This is a genomic window from Hymenobacter cellulosilyticus, from assembly GCF_022919215.1.
In the GTDB taxonomy this organism is placed as follows: domain Bacteria; phylum Bacteroidota; class Bacteroidia; order Cytophagales; family Hymenobacteraceae; genus Hymenobacter; species Hymenobacter cellulosilyticus.
This window is the reverse complement of sequence record NZ_CP095046.1, coordinates 1,109,525-1,128,511: the sequence shown is the minus strand read 5'-3', so window position 1 is coordinate 1,128,511 and position 18,987 is coordinate 1,109,525. Positions and strand designations below refer to the sequence as shown.

The window sequence follows — 18,987 nt, the reverse complement described above, 5'->3', positions numbered from 1 at the left end:
CCTGACTAAGGCTGATTAAACGAAAACGCCCCGCACATACGTGTACGGGGCGTTTTGCTTTAGAAAAGTAACCGAAGCTATTCCGAAATCTTGGTTACCTGAAACTCGGTGCGGCGGTTGCGCTGGTAATCCTCTTCGGTTTTAGCCGCCTTAATCACCGGCTTGGTTTCACCATAGCCGCGGGCCGTAATCCGGGACTTGTCTACCCCTTTGGAAATGATGTAGTCTACGGCCGACTGCGCACGTTTCTGCGACAGAGTCTGGTTGTATGCATCCTTACCGCGGGAGTCAGTATGGGAGCTAAGCTCAATGGTAATCTTGGGGTTGTCATTGAGCGTCTGCACCAGCTTATCCAGTTCAGTAGCTGCGTCCGGACGAATGTCCCACTTGTTGTAATCGTAGAAGATGTTGTCGACCACAATGGCCTTGTTCTTCACGATCTTGGTCAGGGTCAGCGTTACGGGTACCTTGATGTCGTTCATCTCGCTGGGCAGCTCTGCTTGGCTGGGCTTGCGGCCCACGGTGCTCACGCCATTGCGGGCGGTAAAGTAGCCAGCCCGGTCGGCAATGAGCGAGTAGTTGGCCGCGGCTGAGTCGAGCTTGATGGAGAACTTACCATCGGCGCCGGAGGTTACTTCCTGCAGCTTCTGCCCCTTGCTGTCGAACAGCGCCACGGTTTCGTTGGCTACCGGCAGCGTTTCGCCAGTCTTGTCGTTGCGCTCTACCAGCGTACCGTCCGCGTAGAAGGTCACCAGCTTGAGCGGCTTCTTGCGGAACATGTACAGGTCGTCGCTGCCCTTACCGCCGGTGCGGTTCGAGGAGAATACGCCCATATCCTTACCCGTAAAGAAGGGGGCAAAGTCGTCACTGTTACTGTTAATGGGAGCAGCCAAGTTTTTCACCTTGCCTTTTTCCACCATGAAGATGTCCAGCTTGCCTAAGCCAGGATGCCCATCGGAAGAGAAGTACAAGGTGCCGTCGGGAGCCACGGCCGGGAAGTTTTCGTTGCCGGGCGTGTTGATTTCCGGGCCCAGGTTTTCGGCCGGCGTGAAGCGGCCATTGGCGCCCAGCGTTGCCTTATAGATGTCGTTGCCACCTTGACCACCTTTGCGGCCCGAGGCAAAATACAGCGTCTGCCCGTCGGGGGAGAATACCGGCGAAAAGTCGTCGGCGGTTCGGTCGTTGATATTGATGAGCTTAGGCTCTTCCCACGCGCCGTTCTTAAAGAAAGAGGCCCACAGGTCGACGCTCAGGTAGCCTTTCTTCGAACCGTTGTTGGAGCGGGCAAACACGACCATCTTACCATCAGGCGAGTAGGTGGCGCTGGCCTCGTGCATGTCTTCGGTATTGAAGGCGGGCTCGAGCTTGCGCACGGTGCCACCAGTCATCTTGGCCTCGTCGTCGAACTTGATGGCGAAAAGGTCGTTGAAGCCCTCCCCGTTGCCAGCATACTTCTTGCCTTCACGCCCCGAAGCAAAAACCAGCTCCTTAGTCGTGGGCATCATCGTGGCGCTAAACTCGGCCGACGCCGTGTTGAGCTGATCTAGGGGCATTACCTCGTTATTGGTACGCATAGCCACAATCTGGGTGCCGAGGCGGGAGTTTTTGGCTTCCATTTCGGCCCGGGCGGCCAGCGTGCGGTTGGTTCCGTTCTGGGTGTAGGACTCAAACTGCGAAGCAGCCTCGTCAAACTTACCGTTGGCTTTTAAGGCCAGAGCGTAGTAAAAAGCAGCATCCGGGTTTTTTACGCCCCATCCAAAGCTGCCTTGTAGTATCCTTCAGCCTGCTCAATGCGGTTTGAGAGCCGGTAAGACTCTGCCACGCGGTAGTTGGCCATTGCTACGTTTTTGCCTTTAGCAACGTCCGCTTTGTATAATTCAATTGCAGTTTCGTATTCACCGCGGGCAAAACGCTTGTCCGCCTTGCTCACGTTGCCCGTCGTAGCACAACTGCTCAGCATTGCTGCCGAACCTGCCGCGGCGCACACAAACAGTAGTTTCCTCATGGATGTCTAGAAGTGTAATGGTAGAAGACTCGCCAGGCTATGTGCCAACTTGAGCCTAGCAATAATACTAAGTTTACTCATTATTCTACTCTGGACCAAAAACATTTCCGGGAATTAGAAATATTTGCTCAGCCAGGTCGTTGCCGCCGGTGCGGGCCAGAGTGGCCCTAGTTTCCCGTTTTCCGCGACGGTGTTGTCAAAATACGGAGTGTCAGCCGTTAGCCGCCCTTCCGCAATAGCCTGCCGCAGTTGCCGGCGGTCAACGAGCTCTACTTGTCCGTTGATCAGGAAAGCCAACTGGGACTTTTCCAGCAGCTGCAACCCAATTTGCTCTTCTACTAATCGTACAAACCGCACCGAGGCGTCGATGGAGCAGCCGCTGGCGTCGGCCACGGCCTCATTCAGGCCGATAACCAGAAACTGGTGGTGTAAAATAGCGGCCGAAGCCTCCAGGTTGCGGCCGTGACTAGTCCACTCCGCAGCAAAGCGCTGCAGTTTGGGTTCCACCTGCGCTATTTCGGTGGTAGTAAACGGACGGCTGGCCTGGTAGATCCAAATACGGGCCGAAGCCGGAAGCTCAGAGAAAGGTACAAACATAGGTCAGAAAACTAAGGCAAAGCCAGCCGGACGACGGTGACCCTGGTGCAACAAACAACTAGGGCAATAGTACGGCAACCTATAGCTTTAAACATAAACTGCCCCGGTCGGAAGTTCCGCCGGGGCAGTTTTATTCGGGGTTTTGAAGACAATAGTTTTCTTGTCTTCAGCTACTTAATGTGCTTAGGCGTTGAGGCCCTCGGCCGTAGCAATCAGCTCGGCCAAGTCAAAGACCTGCACGTTGTTTTCGCGCTCCTTGTTTTTAACCCCGTCGCTCATCATGGTCATGCAAAACGGGCAGGATACGGCAATGATGCTGCGCTGCTGTGCGTCGCGCGGGGCGGGCGTAGCGCCAGCGTTGCCGCCTTCCACCCCCAGCAGGTTGTGCAAAGCCGCGGCGTTGCCGTCTAGAGCGGCCAGCGCCTCTTCGGTACGCTCCACGTTGATATCCTTCTTGCCGGGCTCGGGCTCTTTCCACATCTGGGCCCCACCGGCGCCACAGCACAGACCATTTGCTTTGCTGCGCTTCATTTCCACCAGATCCGCATCGAGGGTGGCTAGCACGTCGCGCGGGGCCTCGTAGATGTTATTGGCCCGGCCCAGATAGCAGGAGTCATGGAAGGTGATGCGCTGCCCTTTGAACTCGCCGCCACCGGCTACGCCCACCCGGCCCTCATTGATGAGCTGCTGCAGGAAGGTGCTGTGGTGAATTACTTCGTAGTTGCCGCCTAGGGCGGGATACTCGTTTTTAATCGTGTTGAAGCAGTGCGGGCAGGCCGTCACAATCTTCTTAATGCCGTAGCCTTCGAAGGTGGTAATGTTCTGCATGGCCTGCATCTGAAACAGGAATTCGTTGCCGGCACGCTTGGCCGGGTCACCGGTGCAGGTTTCTTCCATGCCCAGCACGGCGTACTTTACGCCCACGTGCTCCAGAATCCGGACGAAAGCCCGGGTAACGCGCTTATAACGGTCGTCGAAAGCTCCGGCACAACCGACCCAGAACAGGATTTCGGGCTCCTCCCCGGCTGCGGCCAGGTTGGACATGAGAGGAACATTGATTTGACGGGTGGCAGTTTGCTCAGCCATATATTCTTGGTTGACAGATGTCAATGTTTGTTTTTATTTCTACCGCCCTCTGCTGTTTCTAGTAACAGGAAGGCAAAGCAGAGCGGTTTGCTTATGCTAGGCCTTCACGGCCTTATCGGCCACGTACAGTTCGTCGGCCCAGTTGAAGCGGTCTGAAGGCGAGAAAGCCCAGGGCGCGCCGTTGTTCTCAATGTTGGAGAACATCACGTTCAGCGAGTTGGGCGCGGCCGACTCTTCCAATACCAGGAAGCGCCGCATTTCCACGATGCTTTCCAAGGGGTTAATGTTCACCGGGCAGGCTTCCACGCAGGCGTTGCAGGTAGTGCAGGCCCAGAGCTCCTCGGGCGTTACGTAGCCCCGCAGCAGCGTGTGATTTTCCTTGTCCAACACTTCCTGTTCAGCGTGTTTGGCTTCGGTACCGTAGAGGTTGGGCTGAAAAATCAGCGGGGAGTTGTACTTCTCCTCCATCCGGTCGCGCGTGTCCATGATGATCTTACGTGGAGAGAGTAGCTTACCCGTGATGTTGGCCGGGCATACCGAAGTGCACCGGCCGCACTCAGTGCAGGAGTAGGCGTTCAGCAGGTTGGTCCAAGCTAGGTCATTTACGTCCTTGGCCCCGAAAGGCGTAGGCGCGGCGGCCGAGCCGTCAGGGTTGGTAGCGGGCGGCGGCACCTGGTAGCTCGGGTCCATCATGGCCTTCACCTCGTGGGTGATGCTGTCCACGTTCGAAAACTGCCCCTGGGGCACCAAGCGCGAATAGTACACGTTTGGAAACGCCAGGATGATGTGGAAGTGCTTGCTGCTGGGCAGGTAGTTCAGGAAGGCCAGAATGCCCACGATATGCGCCCACCAGCTCACGCGCTCCAGAATTTCCAAGGCCCCCACATTGCTCGGCAGCAGGCCCGTCAGCAGGGAGCTGATGGGAAAAGCGCCCGGCAGGTCTTTGCCCTCCATCTGGTGCAGCTTCAGGTCGGAGGCATTCATCAGGAACAGGGCTACCATTAGAATCACCTCGATGTAGAGAATGATGTTGGCGTCCATTTTGGGCCACATGCGCAGTTCGGGGCCCGTAAAGCGGCGCACCCCTTTCACGTTGCGGCGCCACCAGAAGGCCGCTACCGCCACGATAACCAAAGCTCCTAGTATCTCATTCGTCCCGACTAGGGCGCTATACAAGGGGCCCAGAAAGCTTAAGGCGCGGTGGGTGCCGAAGATGCCATCAATCATAATCTCGATGACCTCGATATTGATGACGATGAAACCTACGTACACAATCAGGTGTAACAAGGCGGGCGTGATGCGCTTGAACATCTTTTGCTGACCGAAGGCCACCAAGAAGGTTTTGTTTAGCCGCTCGCTGACGTTGCCCGACATATCCCGGTCGCGCCCGACGAGGATGTTTGCCCGGATCTTGCGGACCTGCCACGCAAACAGACCGAAGCCTGCCGCCGCGACGAGCAAGAAGAGGATGTTTTGGATAGAGAAGTGCACGGGAAAGGGTAGGTTTGGAGTTAGGTCCGAAATATACTCGGTATGCATAACAAATTACGGGTTTTTCGCCAGAAAGATTTTTTTCACGAAGACTTGCAGGTTCGTTTTCCTTTACTACTTTTGTGCTCCCCAACGGCAATAACGGCCAGCGGGGGCCAAGAGCTGGTAATGTAGCTCAGTTGGTAGAGCACAGCACTGAAAATGCTGGTGTCGTTGGTTCGATTCCAACCATTACCACAAAAAGCCCTTCTGCTTCCTGCGGAAGGGCTTTTTTGTTTTAGCTCTAAGCCTGAATTAGTGCTGCAGGAACACAGCTATAGCGCCTTCCCCTTTAGTTGCTGAAGTGAATACCTGTAATCAAAGTAGGTTTTGGGTGCAGTTGCTCTTGCTCGTATTAGCTTTCTAAGTGAGGCTTGACTTGTGTATTGCCTAATATCAGAGTTGTTTTGGGCAGCATAGTTATTGTTTGCAAGCAGTCATAGTCCAGCATAACTACTCGTTTGCCCTAAGCCCACCAAAGCTAGTCTCAGTCTGACTGATTATTGAACTAGCTAGCACTCTCAAAAATCAGGTTACTAGTATATTGAGAAACTGCTACCCCATCGTTTTCGTGGTAGCCCGGTGGTTAGTACGTGTAGTAAGCCTGAGGCCCAACAGATCAACTAAGAGAAATCCAGCCGCTTGTGAGGAATATTTGGCCCATTAAGCCAAGATCTTTGTTCATCTAGTTTCGAGAGAACTGAATATCGAAATATGACTAAAGAAAAAAGCGGGTATGTTTGATCAGAGACCAAAAGGCAATAAGAGGTCAAAAAACGCGTTTATGCTTTCTGCCATATTACTTATTGTTGAGCCTATTTGCATTTTTTTGAGCCACCCAAAGCCGTAACTTTGTGCCAAACTAATTACCCTAGTTGGACCTCCTATCTTTTCAAGGTGTAGGTACTTATTCACCAAATGAATTCATATGCGTGTTTTTGTCATCAACCTCGCCCGTTCGCCTAAGCGCAGAAAGTTCATTGAGGCAAGCCTGCAGAAACTGGGCTTAGCATTCGAATTCTTTGTTGCGGTCGATGCCAATGAACTGGATGATGCCTATATCGCCAGTATTGGCGACCCTGCCCGAGCTGACTTTTTAGCTCGCTACATGAAAAAGGGTGCGTATGGTTGCCTACTGAGCCATCAGGCCCTCTTTCAAAAGATAGTGGATGAAAACCTTCCCTACGCCACCATCATGGAAGATGATGTGCAGGTAGCCCCAGATTTTAAGCAGCTGCTGGATAAGCTGGTTCCACATCTGAACCCGAATGAAATAGTGCTGCTCAACTCGCGCAATGACTTTGGCGAGACAGCCTACTCCACTCATGCTGTAGTACCTGTTCTTGGGTACCAATTAGCTTACCCAATTTTACCGTGGGTCCTTCAATCAGGCGCTGCCTATGTGATTACCCAGCAGGCTGCTCAGAATTTGCTCAGCATCATTTCCCCCGTACGCTACCCACTTGATAGCTGGGGACATTACTACGATGAAAAGCTGCTGCATTCTATCCGGTGTGTGGTTCCGTATCCGGTTACGGCCAGCAAATTTGAGAGTGACATCAACTATGTGGGTAACGATGGCCCGCTCGGAAAAATCCGACAGCTGATCTACAAGTACAACATTGTTCCGCTGCGGAAATTGATTGAATACCGCCGGCGCAACTATGTGCGCCGACAGTCGAGCTACACATTTGTCGACCAGCCTTCGCCAGTCACGCAGCAGAGCCGAGTGGCTTAGCCTAAGTAAACAACAAACTCCGCCTCGCAAGGGGCGGAGTTTGTTGCTAATAAAGCAGCTAACTACTTTTCTCTTTGCCCCTATTTCGGAAGATACACCAGGATTTGGGGCTTTTTTCCTTTCGGGCAAACGCCTAGGTCAATTCTCAGCTCTATAAGCAGTTTTGCTGCAGCGCTTCACCGGCATATAAATAACCCAGCTGAATAGCCCGCCGAAAAAACTCGCAGGCGGCGGCCGAGTTGCCTTCTTGCTGCGCCAGGCGCCCCAGCAGAAAGTGAACCTGTCCGTTCTTGGGGTTTTGCACCAATACCTCCCGATAATCGGCGCGGGCGGCTCCGAAGTCGCGCAACTTGTAGTGGGCCAGGCCACGGTAGGTAAGGTACTTTGATGAGGTGACTTGCCCGGCAGCGGTGCGCTGCCGTATGCCAGCCGATAAATCGGTAATGGCACCCTCGAACTGCAGCAGCTCGAATAGCCGAAGTTCCCCGCGGGCCAACCAGGCGCCACTCAGCGTCGAGTCGAGGGCCAGCGCATGCGTCAGGCTGCGCTGGGCCGAGTCCTTCTGGGCCAGTTCGGCTTGGCACTGCCCCAGCCGGTAAAGCAAAACGGCGGCATCTTTGGGAGCCTCGGCTTCGGCCAGCGCTCCGCGGTAGTCGTTGCGGGCGGCCTTATAGTTGCGGTAAATCAGCTGTTCAATTTCGCCCCGCCGCTGCAAGGCTTCCTTATAATGCGGCTTGAAGTGCAAAGCCTCCGAAAAGAAGCCGTGGGCGGTACTCCAGTGCCGGCCGGCATAAGCCCGCAGTCCATCTTCGTAGTTGCTCACGGCCGTCACGTGGTCCATGGTCACCTTTACCGATACAATGAACAGCAGCAGCAGCACCGCCAAGCCAGTCGTGAGCAGGTAGTCGCGGCGGGTAAACTTTCTGCGGCGCTTTGAAATTGTCTGGTAGTGCCGCTCAGTGGAGCCGGCCGGCCGGCGGGTACGCAGCGGCTGGGGTGTAGGCATGGGCACGCCATATACGTGCTGCCCCTGGGCGCGGTACTGCTGTTGTCGGTGGGCTTCGTCGGCGCGTAAGACGGCCGCGCGCAGCTGATGGTCGTAAGAGGCGCGCCGGGCCGGGTCGCTCAGGACCTGGTAAGCCGCACTGACGGCTTTAAACTGCTCCTCAAACTGCGTGCTGCCACCGTGCTTATCCGGATGGAACTGAATAGCTAACCGCTTGTAGGCCAGCTTAATTTCCTGGGCCGAAGCCGTGGCCGAAACACCTAGTACCTGATAATGATTTAAGCTCAAAGCGGGGCGTTATATAGTAAAAGTAACGCAAAATTCAGACACGAAGTGCGGTTTTGCGTATGAACGACCAAACCGAAAAGCTGGCTTACCGCCCGCTTTTTCGGCCTCTGCCCTGTCTAACATCTTTTCTCGCTATTCTTCTCCCCGCCGTATGGCTTACGACGACGACGCTTCCAAAACGCCCCGCAACGACAGTTTGGTGGGCAACCTTAAAGGCTACCTCGACACGCGCATCGACCTGGTGCGGCTCGAAGTGCAGGAGAAAGTCAAACTGGCTTTCGTGGGTACGGTGCATGGCGCCGCCATGGGCCTGATCGGCCTGATGTTCCTCATTTTCCTTAGCATCTTCGCCGGCCTGGCCTTGAATGATGCCTTCGACAGCTCGTTCTGGGGATTTGGGGCCGTAGCCGGGTTTTACCTGGTGCTGCTCATCATCTTCCTCGTGGGCGTCGACAAAAAGTTGTTTCAGGGCCTGGCCGACAAGCTGCTGAACAACACTATCTATAAATCTGATAAACGCCAAGCATAACCAACCTCATGGCTGAGCTGACCAACCCACTGTTCGACGACGAAAGAGAGTTTCTGGAGCGCCAAAAGCTTGAGTACGAGCGGGCCTTGCAGGGCGACGTTGAAGAAATCAAGGAGAAAACCCAAACCGCCGGTAAGTACGCCCTCATTGGCGCCGGTCTGCTGGGAGGCATCTGGCTTATTAAAAAGGCTTTCAGCGGCAAAAAGTCTTCCGCCTTCGACGAGGGGCTGGAAGAGTTTGATATGCACGAGCGTATTGCTTCTTCCAAAAAGAAGCTGAAGCACCGTGGTGACCATTTTTCCGATAACGACACGGCTGTGGCAGATGATCTGGGCTTTGGCTCAGCACATGCCCACCAGAGCGACCGGGGCCATCAGGAGCCACGGCACGGACGGGCGCACCTAGCCCCCGATGTGTACCATACCCATCCCGATTTGGATGCCGACCCATTTCCGCCGGTTTCGCGCTCGGCAGCCCGGCCTTATCCGGTGCCAGCCTACCGTCCCAAGGCTGCTCCGTCTTCGGAAGCATCCAGCCTGATGGCTTCCGCCTTCCAGAGCTTTATGCAGTCGGACACCGGAAAGATGCTGCTGGCGCAGGTGACGGCCGTTTTGATGGCTTACGTAGCGAAAAAAGTTGGTGACTACCTACCTGTGGTCAAAAATCCCGACCTTGCAACTTCTCCCGGCTCGTTTACCGTCGAGCCCGAGACGAAGGATATCAACTTTACGTATCACCACGACGAAGCGGATGCGCCTCACCAATCTGCATGAAACTCTAAGTAAGCGCCGCGCCCGGGGCCAGAAGTCTCTGGCTGTCCTGCTCGACCCAGACCATCTGGACGAGGCCGGGTGCCGGCACCTGCTGGAGTTGAGTGAAGTACACCCTGTTGATTACTTTTTTGTGGGCGGCAGCCTGGTGATGAATTCTCACCAGGCGTCGCTCATTCGTTTGCTAAAAAGCCGTAGTACGGTTCCCGTACTCCTGTTTCCCAGCCACAGCCTCCACCTCGATACCCAAGCGGATGGCATTCTGCTGTTGTCTTTGATTTCGGGCCGTAATCCGGATTTCCTGATTGGCCAGCACGTGGTAGCGGCTCCCCTGCTGCGGGCCAGCAACCTACAGATTTTGCCAACCGGCTACATGCTCGTGGATACCGGACGCCAAACGACGGCCAGCTACATGAGCGGCACCACTCCCCTGCCCTACGATAAGCCCACTATTGCCGCCTGCACGGCTATGGCCGGCGAGCAGCTTGGCCTACGCCTGATGTACCTAGACGGCGGTAGTGGGGCTATGTATCCAGTTTCCGCAGCCATGATTCGGGCCGTACGCCAAGCTACCGAAACCCCACTGATTGTAGGCGGAGGCATCAATACTACTGAAAAGGCCCAAACCGCTCTAGCTGCCGGCGCCGACGTTATCGTTATCGGTAACCAGATTGAAAAATCCCCGGACTTCCTGGCGGAGATGTCGAAAGTCGTCCGCACATTCAATGCGGTGCTGGACGTGAAGCTGTAAGGCAGAATATTCTTCCCATTTGTCTTGATGACATCTGCTGCACCATCTTGCCTGTTTCAAAACAAGAAAGGCCACCTGAAAAGGTGGCCTTTCTTGTTATTATCCGGAAAATCCGCTGAAGTCAGTACCTAGATGTTCATGGCCGATTCGCGGCGGCGCATCTTGCCGGCCGGAATGCCGAACATCATCTTGAAGCGGCGGCAGAAATAAGCCGTGTCCTTGTAACCCACTTCCTTCCCAATGTCGCGGATGCTCTTCTTGGTGGTGCGAAGCAGGAATACGGCACGCTCCATACGCTGATACTCGATGTAGTCCTGGGGTTGATGCCCGTCAACATCTTGAAGTACTGGCCTACATAGTCCTCCGACACGTTGGCCACACTCGACAGAACCTTGTTTGACAGGTCGCCGCCAATGTTCTCCTTGATGTAGTTGAACAGGTCAATCAGGCGCGGATCCTTGAAGTAGGTGCTGTTGGTAGCGAGCTGCTCCACGAACATCTTATTCTTGAGAATGTAGCGCACAATCTCCACCACGATGTTCTCGGTGTAGATGGTGATGAGACGCTCCCGGCCAGGCAGTTCCTGCAGGCTCTCTTCCACCACCTTAATCACCAGATTGGCCAGCTTGGAGTTGCCGGTAATCAGGAAGGCCGGCACGTCAAGCGAAGCGAAGAAGTTCACCGAGTCGAACACCTTAGCTTCGAAGCTTACGTGACTGTGGCTTTCCTCGGCATCGCCAATCAGGTCCAGGTCGGCGTTGGAGTGGAAGAACTTGTCTTTATTGCTAATTAGGTCGTCGTTGGTAATCGACTTACCAGGGGCTTCGCCGTAGCTAACCTTGGTAGCGCGACCACCGGGGATGAAGAGCATCTCACCTTCTTCTACTACTTGTTCCTCGTCGCCGAAGGCAATCCGGCCCTTGTGAAGCAAGATCAGGTTGTTACCTACATCATAGTAATTCCGGACCGTGAACGACTGCTGCAGGACCAGGTTTTTCGCTTTAATGTATCGTACACCAAGCGACTCTATCACTTTATTGTAATCTTCCATATTCTAAGGGGTGGTTTGGCTACCGGCTTAAAACCGGCCAGTGGAAAGGCTGGATTTAGACAATGCAAAATAACATATAAAAATTCACAAAAACGAAAAACCCAGCCATTTTATGGCTGGGTTTAATGCAATGAATCTGACTTTTAGGCAATTCCAAATCTACTTCAACAATTCACGCGAGATTACAATTTTCTGAATCTCAGAAGTTCCCTCGTAAATCTGGGTGATTTTGGCGTCGCGCATCAGGCGCTCCACGTGGAATTCTTTCACAAAACCGTAGCCACCATGCACCTGCACAGCTTCTACGGCCGTATCCATAGCAACTTTCGAAGCGAAGAGCTTGGCCATAGCCCCGACTTGGCGTAATCCTGCTGAGCGTCCTTATCGTGGGCGGCCTGCAAGCACAGTAGGCGGGCCGCGTCGATGTTGGTGGCCATGTCGGCCAGCTTGAACTGGATAGCCTGGTGCTTGGCAATTTCAACCCCGAAAGCCTTACGCTCCTTCGCGTATTTCAACGACAGTTCGAAAGCACCGGAGGCAATACCCAGTGCCTGCGCGGCAATACCAATTCGGCCACCGGCTAGGGTCTGCATGGCGAACTTAAAGCCGAAGCCGTCTTCGCCGATACGGTTTTCTTTGGGCACTTTCACGTCCGTGAACATCAGGGAGTGCGTGTCGGAGCCACGAATGCCCAGCTTGTTTTCCTTAGGGCCTACCACGAAACCGGGCGTGTCTTTCTCTACGATGAAGGCATTGATGCCGCGGTGCTTCAGCTCAGGGTTGGTCTGGGCAATAACCAAGTACACGGACGCCGTACCGCCGTTGGTAATCCAGTTTTTGGTACCGTTGAGCAAGTAATAGTCGCCTTTATCCTCGGCGGTGGTACGCTGCATCGTGGCATCGGAGCCAGCTTCAGGCTCCGACAGGCAGAAGGCACCGATAATTTCGCCGCTGGTCAGGCGGGGCAGCCACTTGCGCTTCTGCTCCTCGCTGCCATACTTTTCCAGGCCCCAGCACACCAGGGAGTTGTTCACTGACATGATAACGGAGCAGGAGGCATCCACCTTGGAAATTTCCTCCATAGCCAGCACGTACGAAACCGTATCCATGCCGCCGCCACCGTACTCGGGGCTTACCATCATTCCCAGAAAGCCCAGCTCGCCCATCTTCTTAACTTGCTCGGCGGGAAATTTCTGGTGTTCGTCGCGCTCAATTACGCCGTCCCAAAGCTCACTCTGGGCAAAGTCGCGGGCGGCGGATTGAACGGCAAGTTGTTCTTCGGTGAGCTGAAAATCCATTGGGTTGGTACGCTTGGGTGGGAGGAAGGCACCGCCGGGGCGGCTGAATTTGGGTGCGAAATTAACCTTTCAACGGTGGAGAATAAGCAGCAGGCCGCAATTTTATTCGGCTAGCCGCTTATATAACCGAAATACCGAAGTCGGGTTTGGCTAAGCAACCTCACGGCCGGGTCCTGCGTTCCGCCTGGCGCATAAAAAAGAGCCACTCCGGGGGCGGAGCGGCTCTTTCAACAAGAAACGTAAGCGGTCAGCCGAAGTGCTTAGCGCCGGTCGCGGCTACCCAGGAAAATGCTTACGTAGTAGAGCAGCGTTGCCAGGGAGCTCAGGGCGGCTACCACGTAGGTCATGGCGGCCCACCAGAGGGCGTCTTTGGCCATGTCATGCTCCTTGGCCGTCACGATACCACGCTGGTCAATCCAGGCCAAGGCTCGGCGGCTGGCATCAAACTCCACGGGCAGGGTTACGAAGGAAAACAATGTGGTGAGCGAAAACAGGGCAATGCCCACGCCCAACGGAATCACCGTGGTGCGAATCATAAATACCCCGGCCATCAGCACCCAGGGCATCCAGGTAGACACGGCACTAAGAGCCGGCACCATAGCCGAGCGGAACTGCAGCATGCTGTAGGCTGTGGCGTGCTGCACGGCGTGGCCGCATTCGTGGGCCGCAATGGCAGCAGCGGCCGCACTGCGCTCCTCGTACACGGCCTCACTGAGGTTAACGGTTTTATCGGCGGGGTTGTAATGGTCGGTCAGCCGGCCTTCCGTGGAAATAACGCGCACATCCGTGATGCCGTGGTCGGCCAGCATCAGTTCGGCAATCTGCCGACCCGACAGGCCCGACTGCAGACCAATCTGGCCGTAGGTGGTCATCTTGCTGCGTAGGCGCCACTGAATCAGCCAGCTTATTACCATCGCCCGATCAGGACGATATAAATGGGATTAAGGTGCATGAGTGAAGTTGCTTAGGAGTGAAACTGGGCGCGAATCCGCTCGACGATACGAGTGGTGCTGTAGCCCTGTACAAGGGGTACGGTAAGTACCTGCCCCCGTTTGCTAACACCAACTCGTGGCCCACAATTCCACTAATAGCATAGTCGTCGCCCTTCACCAGAATGTCGGGCTTAACCAACGTAATCAACTCCAGCGGCGTGGGCTCATCGAACAGAACCACAGCATCCACAAACAAAAGCGACGCCAGAATCCGGGCGCGTGACACTTCGTCCTGCAACGGCCGCCCGGGCTTCAGCCGACTGACGGAAGCGTCCGTATTAAGCCCCAGCACCATGACGTCGCCCAGGTTGCGGGCTTTTTCCAGGTAGTCGACGTGGCCCAGGTGGAGCAGGTCGAAGCAACCGTTGGTAAACACGACCCGCTTGCCCTCCGCCCGCCACTGGGCTAGCCGCGGCTCCAAAGCCTCCGGGCTGACAATTTTATCTTTACTCCACATCGGTTGTCACGGCCAGGGTTGGCTCGGCCGCTAAATCCCGCAGGGAGCGGCCCGACTTCATCATGCTGGCCACAAAGCTGATGCCGCCCATGAGTACGACCAGAATGGTTTGGGAGCCGTGCACGACCAGCGCGTAGGCAATACCGGCTTCCTTGCTAATGCCATAGGCTAGCAGAATGCCCTGCACCATCACGTGAAACGGCCCGATGCCGCCCGCTACCGGCGCCGCCATTCCGAGCGCGCCAAATGTCAGTACAGCCAGACCAGCTTTCATATCGAGCGAATACGTGGCCGGGAAGCATTTGAAGGCCAGGTAGTCCATCAGGTAATACACGGTCCAGGTAAAGAGCGTGTGCAACAGAAACAGCAGCTTGTTTTCCAGCTTCAGCACGCTGAATACGCCGGCCAGCAGGCCTTTCACAAACAGCACCACTTTATTGAACAGCGCATTCTGCCGCAGCCGCTCCAGGTTTCGGAACAAGGTATAGGCCAGGCCCACCAGCAGCAGCAAAGCAATAACGCCAGCTACTAGCAGCGGGGTGCGGTTGCGAGCCAGCTCGTCGTAGCGGCCCGCCAGCAGCTTGTCGGTTACGAAAGCCCAGAAGGTGTTGAAATCAAGCAGCAGGGTGCCGCCTAGCAGACACAGCAGGATGAGTACGTCAATGACCCGCTCGGTCACGACCGTACCCAGCGCTACCTGCACCGGCACTTTGCTAGTGCGCTGCAGCACTGAGCAACGGATAACCTCGCCCATGCGCGGCAGCACCATATTGGCCAAGTAGCCTACCATCATAGCGTGGTACACGTCCCAAAACGGAGCTTTGTGCTCGGTGGCATCCAGCTGCATTTTCCAGCGGTAGGCCCGGCTGAAGTAGCCCAGCGCCGAGAGAACCATTGTAATACTTAGCCAGGTGTAGTCAGCTTCCCGCAGGTTGCGGCCAATGCTGTTTAGGTCCTGCCCCTGAATGGCGTACCACATCAGTAGGCCCGAAACGGACAACAACAGGGCGTATTTAAGAATGGTAAGCAGCTTTTTCATGAAGATTCAACACGCAACAAATACTCACGGGACCCCTGATTCCCGTGTTTTCTCTTTTTACACCAGCCGGTTGTGCTGATCCGGGAATACCAGCGTCGGCTTGTGGGCCCGGGCCTCAGCAAAATCAATCAGGGCATACGAGAAAATGATGACGATGTCGCCCACGGCGACGCGGCGGGCAGCCGGGCCATTCAGGCAAATCATGCCCGAGCCCCGCTCACCGCGGATGGTGTACGTTTCGAACCGTTCCCCGTTGTTGACGTTGACGATAGTAACCTTCTCATTTTCCACCATGTTGGCCGCATCCAGCAGGTCTTCGTCGATGGTGACGCTACCTACATAATGGAGCTCGGCCTGGGTTACTTTAGCCCGGTGAATTTTGGACTTGAGAACTTCGATATGCATGAGTAAAGAACCAGTGATTTTCAGGGCGCAAAGGTAGCTAAATAGCACCGAACCCCTGAACCTCAACCGTAGGCTCTGCCCAGGCTACGCCAATGTCACCAGCACATTGTCGATGAGCCGCACGCTACCTACGTGGGCTGCCAGGCACAAGGCCACTAGACTTCCCGGGGTCCATTGCCCGGTAATAGGCTGCAGGGTGCGACCGTCGGCAATGGCAAAATACTCTAGCTCAATCCCTGGCTCGGCGGCCAAAAACTGCTCTACGGCCAGCTGCACGGCTTCCGGGGTGTGCTGTTGCTCCTCCACCAAGGATGCGCCCAAGGCCAAGGCCTGGTACAGTCGCGGCGCTGCGGCGCGGGCTTCGGGCCCAAGCCGGCGGTTGCGTGAGGACATGGCCAGGCCGTCGGCTTCCCGGATGGTGGGGTACGCTACGAGCTCCAGGTCGAACGACAAATCGGCGACGAGCTGCCGGATAATGGCTACCTGCTGCAAATCCTTCTGACCAAAATATGCCCGGTGGGGCCGGCTTATATGAAACAGCTTGCTGACCACCGTGGCTACTCCGTGGAAGTGGCCCGGACGATGCTCTCCTTCCATGACTCGCTCCAGGGCCCGAAATCGAAGCGCAGCACCGTAGGCTGGGGGTACATCTGGTCTACGGTAGGCATAAACAGAGCTGTGCAGCCGGCCGGTCCTAGCAGGGCGGCATCGGCGTCGGGCACGCGCGGATAAAGGCGGAAATCTTCGGCGTTATTGAATTGAGTGGGGTTGACGAATACGCTGACGACGACCACGTCGTTATCCTGCGCCGCGGCGCGCACTAGTTGCAGGTGACCTTCGTGCAGGGCCCCCATGGTGGGCACCAACCCGATTCGCAGTTTGTTCTGCCGCCAGATTTCCGTCTGGGCTTGCAACGCGGCAGCCGATTGGAGTATCTCCATAGGGTGAAAAGGCCCGTTCACAGAGTGCTTGGGCTGGTTTAATTGATTATTCGCTCAAAAATGCTTAATTTTGTGCATCCCAAAGTGTTGCCCTATCCCAATCACACCAACTGACTCTATATGTCCAAGTTGAGAATACTCTACGCTGCCACGGAAATCAACCCGTTTTTGCAGACGACCAAGGTAGCGGAGTTTCTGCGCATGTTACCGCAGGGAATGCAGGAGATGGGGATGGAAATCCGCATTTTCGTGCCCCGTTTCGGTATTATCAACGAGCGTAAGAACCGTTTGCATGAAGTAGTGCGCCTCTCTGGCATCAACATCGCCGTTGGTGAGGAAGAGAAGCCGCTGATCATCAAAGTAGCGTCTATTCCCAATGCGAAGCTGCAAGTATACTTCATCGACAATGAAGATTACTTCCACCGCAAGTCAGTATTGGTTGACAAAAACGATAAGTTCCACGCCGACAACGATGAGCGTGCTATCTTTTTCTGCAAAGGCGTCCTCGAAACCGTGAAAAAACTCGGCTGGGCTCCTGATATCGTTCACTGCAACGACTGGATGACGGGCCTGATTCCGATGTACCTGAAGACCACCTATAAAAAGGACCCGATCTTCAAGGATGCGAAATCGGTGTTTACCATCTACAACAACGAGTTCAGCCACAAATTTGAAGGCGACATCATTGAGAAGGCTAAAATGCTGGACATTGATGACGAGATGCTGGCAGCCCTCAAGTCGGCTGACTTTGGCGGCTTCATCAAGGTGGGCATGGAATATGCGGACTCCGTGGTGAAATCTGACGAGGACTTCAGCGATAATCTGAACGCTATGTTTTCCGAGTACTCGCAGAAGCGTCAGCTTGGCCAGGTTAGCGCCGACGAAAACCTGCTCTCCTCTTACTATACGCTCTATAATGAATTGGCCAATTAATAGCGCCTTCCGAATAGCCTCGGCTTCTTTTCTGTCCACAGCTCTGCTGTTCGCCGCCACCGGCTGCGAGGATCCTAACGATCTGGGCGTGGAGCTGCCAGGCACTTCACCCACTACCACTGAGTACCGCGATTACCGGGTTAACGCCTCGACTATCCTGCAGGATTCGGTGGAAACGCTGAATGCCGACCGGGTTCTGATAGGCAAACTCACGGATGCTACCCTTGGCACTACCACTGCCAAGGCTTATTTCAACCTGCGTGCCAGCACCGATACCCTGCCCAGCCAGCTGACAAGCTCCGTGCTCGACTCTGTGGTCTTGGTGTCATCCTTCGATCAGGTGTATGGTAGTGCCAGCCGGCCCGTTAGCTTCGACTTGTTTAAGCTGAAAGAGGACCTGGACGACAAGAAAACGTACAATGCCGGCGTCACGGATGTGGCCGTGATTGACCAGATTGGTGATAAGCTGACCAGCTCCCTGAACCGCACTACAACCACGCAGGTGGCGGTAGACCCGGGCGTGCTCAAGAGCAAGAAAAAGCTAAATCCTGACAAAACGCCAGCCGACAGCACGGTGTCAGTGACCAACCCCGACCAGACAATCCGGCTGGTGATTCAGAAGGATAAAGTCCGCAATTCGGACTTTGCTAATACCTTGTTTGCCGCGCTTAAAGACGCGTCTTTCAACCAAAACAAGCTGGATGCTCTCTGGAAAGGCTTGGCTATTGTGCCTTCAAGCAATCAGACGGGTGCCATTGTGGCCCTGAGCCGCTCTTCGCTCAACTGTGTCTACGTGTACTACCACGGCCTTGACCAAAACGATGCGACCAAGACCCGGCGGCCAAGCTACCGTATCCGGATGGGCTTATCCTACGCGAGCGGCGACGCCAATACGCCTCGCTACTACACTCAGCTGTCGACGGACCTGAAGCCTCCGTTCGATCAGCTGCTGGACGGTACCAAGTCGTTGCGCGTAGCCGACAGTGTGACTTACATGCAACAGGGTCTGGGCCTGGCTACCAAGCTGGCAATACCGGGCCTGAAAGAGCTGGCAGGCCAGCCCGGCCTGGCTATCAACCGTGCCGAGCTGCTTATTCCCATCAAATCGTCGGGTACGCTGTTATTTCCAAACCCTACGTCGGCTTTTCTCTACGAGATAAATGCCCAGAACCGGGTACTGCAGCGGACGGTAAACATTTCGCCGGTCGAGCGAATTGTACAGGCCAACCTGCAAAACCAATCGGGTCAGGGCCGCGAAGCCGTTGTTTCGTTGTACGACGTAGACGCCAGCAAGAAATACTACAGCGTAGTTATCACTACGTACCTGCAGGCTTACCTTTCCAATCAGCTTGGGGAGCAGGCTGCCGCTCTGATGCTAAGCCCGGTACTACGCCGCTCGTTTGACCTCTCACTTAACCGTAGCGTGCTTGATGCCCAGAACATCAAGCTGCGCGTATACTCTTCCAAGTTGCGCTAAGGCTCAACTGCTTTCACACGAATCACTCCGGCACGGCCTTTGTTGAAGGGCCGGGCCGGAGTGATTTTTCTCTCAACAACTCTTTCTCTGACAC

At 55.1% G+C, this 18,987-nt stretch carries 17 protein-coding genes, 1 tRNA gene and 3 pseudogenes; 7 read left to right on the top strand and 14 right to left on the bottom strand.

Annotation, left to right across the window (positions count from 1 at the left end; translation table 11 throughout):
• Positions 1–77: 77 nt before the first annotated feature.
• From MUN79_RS05570 to MUN79_RS05550, 5 genes are all read right to left on the bottom strand, one after another.
• Positions 78–1,715 carry a CHU_0125 family OmpA-like outer membrane integrity protein gene (locus MUN79_RS05570; RefSeq protein ID WP_511177083.1) on the bottom strand — a complete coding sequence of 546 codons (1,638 nt, stop codon included), beginning with the start codon at positions 1,713–1,715 and terminating at the stop codon, positions 78–80.
• 29 nt (positions 1,716–1,744) lie between these two features.
• Positions 1,745–2,005 (bottom strand): outer membrane protein assembly factor BamD, encoded by a 261-nt coding sequence (locus MUN79_RS05565; protein ID WP_244676768.1) that lies wholly within the window; start codon positions 2,003–2,005, stop codon positions 1,745–1,747.
• Positions 2,006–2,119: 114 nt separating this feature from the next.
• Positions 2,120–2,602, bottom strand: a complete 483-nt coding sequence (locus MUN79_RS05560; RefSeq protein WP_244676767.1) for a hypothetical protein — start codon at positions 2,600–2,602, stop codon at positions 2,120–2,122.
• Positions 2,603–2,785: 183 nt separating this feature from the next.
• The gene (locus MUN79_RS05555; protein ID WP_244678283.1) at positions 2,786–3,646 is read right to left on the bottom strand and encodes a (Fe-S)-binding protein; all 861 of its coding nucleotides are present in this window, start codon (positions 3,644–3,646) and stop codon (positions 2,786–2,788) included.
• A gap of 138 nt (positions 3,647–3,784) precedes the next feature.
• On the bottom strand, positions 3,785–5,179 hold the full coding sequence (locus MUN79_RS05550; protein WP_244676766.1) for a 4Fe-4S dicluster domain-containing protein: 1,395 nt from the start codon (positions 5,177–5,179) through the stop codon (positions 3,785–3,787).
• A gap of 164 nt (positions 5,180–5,343) precedes the next feature.
• Here MUN79_RS05550 and MUN79_RS05545 point away from each other — a divergent pair.
• Both MUN79_RS05545 and MUN79_RS05540 read left to right on the top strand, forming a co-directional pair.
• Positions 5,344–5,416 (top strand) — tRNA-Phe (locus MUN79_RS05545).
• A gap of 730 nt (positions 5,417–6,146) precedes the next feature.
• Positions 6,147–6,956, top strand: a complete 810-nt coding sequence (locus tag MUN79_RS05540; protein WP_244676765.1) for a glycosyltransferase family 25 protein — start codon at positions 6,147–6,149, stop codon at positions 6,954–6,956.
• A gap of 151 nt (positions 6,957–7,107) precedes the next feature.
• Here MUN79_RS05540 and MUN79_RS05535 read toward each other — a convergent pair whose 3' ends face one another.
• Positions 7,108–8,250: a J domain-containing protein gene (locus tag MUN79_RS05535; RefSeq protein ID WP_244676764.1), complete on the bottom strand. Its 1,143-nt coding sequence runs from the start codon at positions 8,248–8,250 to the stop codon at positions 7,108–7,110.
• Positions 8,251–8,401: 151 nt separating this feature from the next.
• On the opposite strand from MUN79_RS05535, the gene MUN79_RS05530 reads away from it, so the two are divergent.
• From MUN79_RS05530 to MUN79_RS05520, 3 genes are read left to right on the top strand one after another with little or no spacing between them, the layout of a single operon-like run.
• The gene (locus MUN79_RS05530; protein ID WP_244676763.1) at positions 8,402–8,779 is read left to right on the top strand and encodes a phage holin family protein; all 378 of its coding nucleotides are present in this window, start codon (positions 8,402–8,404) and stop codon (positions 8,777–8,779) included.
• Positions 8,780–8,787: 8 nt separating this feature from the next.
• Positions 8,788–9,552, top strand: a complete 765-nt coding sequence (locus tag MUN79_RS05525) for a hypothetical protein (RefSeq protein WP_244676762.1) — start codon at positions 8,788–8,790, stop codon at positions 9,550–9,552.
• Entirely contained in the window at positions 9,530–10,300 is a 771-nt protein-coding gene (locus tag MUN79_RS05520; protein ID WP_244676761.1) for a geranylgeranylglyceryl/heptaprenylglyceryl phosphate synthase, read from the top strand. The genes MUN79_RS05525 and MUN79_RS05520 overlap by 23 nt, the downstream gene beginning before the upstream one ends.
• Before the next feature lie 128 nt (positions 10,301–10,428).
• Here the strand turns inward: MUN79_RS05520 and MUN79_RS05515 are convergent.
• The 8 genes and pseudogenes from MUN79_RS05515 to MUN79_RS30660 all read right to left on the bottom strand — a co-directional run bounded on the left by MUN79_RS05515 (position 10,429) and on the right by MUN79_RS30660 (position 16,483).
• Positions 10,429–11,351, bottom strand: a pseudogene (locus MUN79_RS05515) (helix-turn-helix domain-containing protein).
• Between the two features lie 159 nt (positions 11,352–11,510).
• A pseudogene (locus MUN79_RS05510) lies at positions 11,511–12,649 on the bottom strand (acyl-CoA dehydrogenase).
• 260 nt (positions 12,650–12,909) lie between these two features.
• Positions 12,910–13,563 (bottom strand): zinc metallopeptidase, encoded by a 654-nt coding sequence (locus MUN79_RS05505; RefSeq protein ID WP_244676760.1) that lies wholly within the window; start codon positions 13,561–13,563, stop codon positions 12,910–12,912.
• 50 nt (positions 13,564–13,613) lie between these two features.
• Positions 13,614–14,098, bottom strand: a pseudogene (gene rfaE2 / locus MUN79_RS05500) (D-glycero-beta-D-manno-heptose 1-phosphate adenylyltransferase).
• The gene (locus MUN79_RS05495) at positions 14,088–15,137 is read right to left on the bottom strand and encodes a lysylphosphatidylglycerol synthase transmembrane domain-containing protein (RefSeq protein ID WP_244676759.1); all 1,050 of its coding nucleotides are present in this window, start codon (positions 15,135–15,137) and stop codon (positions 14,088–14,090) included. The pseudogene rfaE2 and the gene MUN79_RS05495 overlap by 11 nt, the downstream one beginning before the upstream one ends.
• 57 nt (positions 15,138–15,194) lie before the next feature.
• Positions 15,195–15,542 carry an aspartate 1-decarboxylase gene (gene panD, locus MUN79_RS05490; protein ID WP_022825546.1) on the bottom strand — a complete coding sequence of 116 codons (348 nt, stop codon included), beginning with the start codon at positions 15,540–15,542 and terminating at the stop codon, positions 15,195–15,197.
• A gap of 84 nt (positions 15,543–15,626) precedes the next feature.
• Positions 15,627–16,139, bottom strand: a complete 513-nt coding sequence (locus tag MUN79_RS30665; RefSeq protein ID WP_311136664.1) for a 4-phosphopantoate--beta-alanine ligase — start codon at positions 16,137–16,139, stop codon at positions 15,627–15,629.
• Positions 16,100–16,483, bottom strand: coding sequence for a pantoate--beta-alanine ligase (locus MUN79_RS30660; protein ID WP_311136663.1), 384 nt, complete (start codon positions 16,481–16,483; stop codon positions 16,100–16,102). The genes MUN79_RS30665 and MUN79_RS30660 overlap by 40 nt, the downstream gene beginning before the upstream one ends.
• A gap of 120 nt (positions 16,484–16,603) precedes the next feature.
• On the opposite strand from MUN79_RS30660, the gene MUN79_RS05480 reads away from it, so the two are divergent.
• Together MUN79_RS05480 and MUN79_RS05475 are read left to right on the top strand one after the other, a co-directional pair.
• Positions 16,604–17,416 (top strand): glycogen/starch synthase, encoded by an 813-nt coding sequence (locus MUN79_RS05480; protein WP_244676758.1) that lies wholly within the window; start codon positions 16,604–16,606, stop codon positions 17,414–17,416.
• A complete protein-coding gene (locus tag MUN79_RS05475) occupies positions 17,400–18,893 on the top strand; it encodes a DUF4270 family protein (protein WP_244676757.1) in 1,494 nt (497 codons plus the stop codon). The genes MUN79_RS05480 and MUN79_RS05475 overlap by 17 nt, the downstream gene beginning before the upstream one ends.
• The last annotated feature ends 94 nt before the right edge of the window (positions 18,894–18,987 follow it).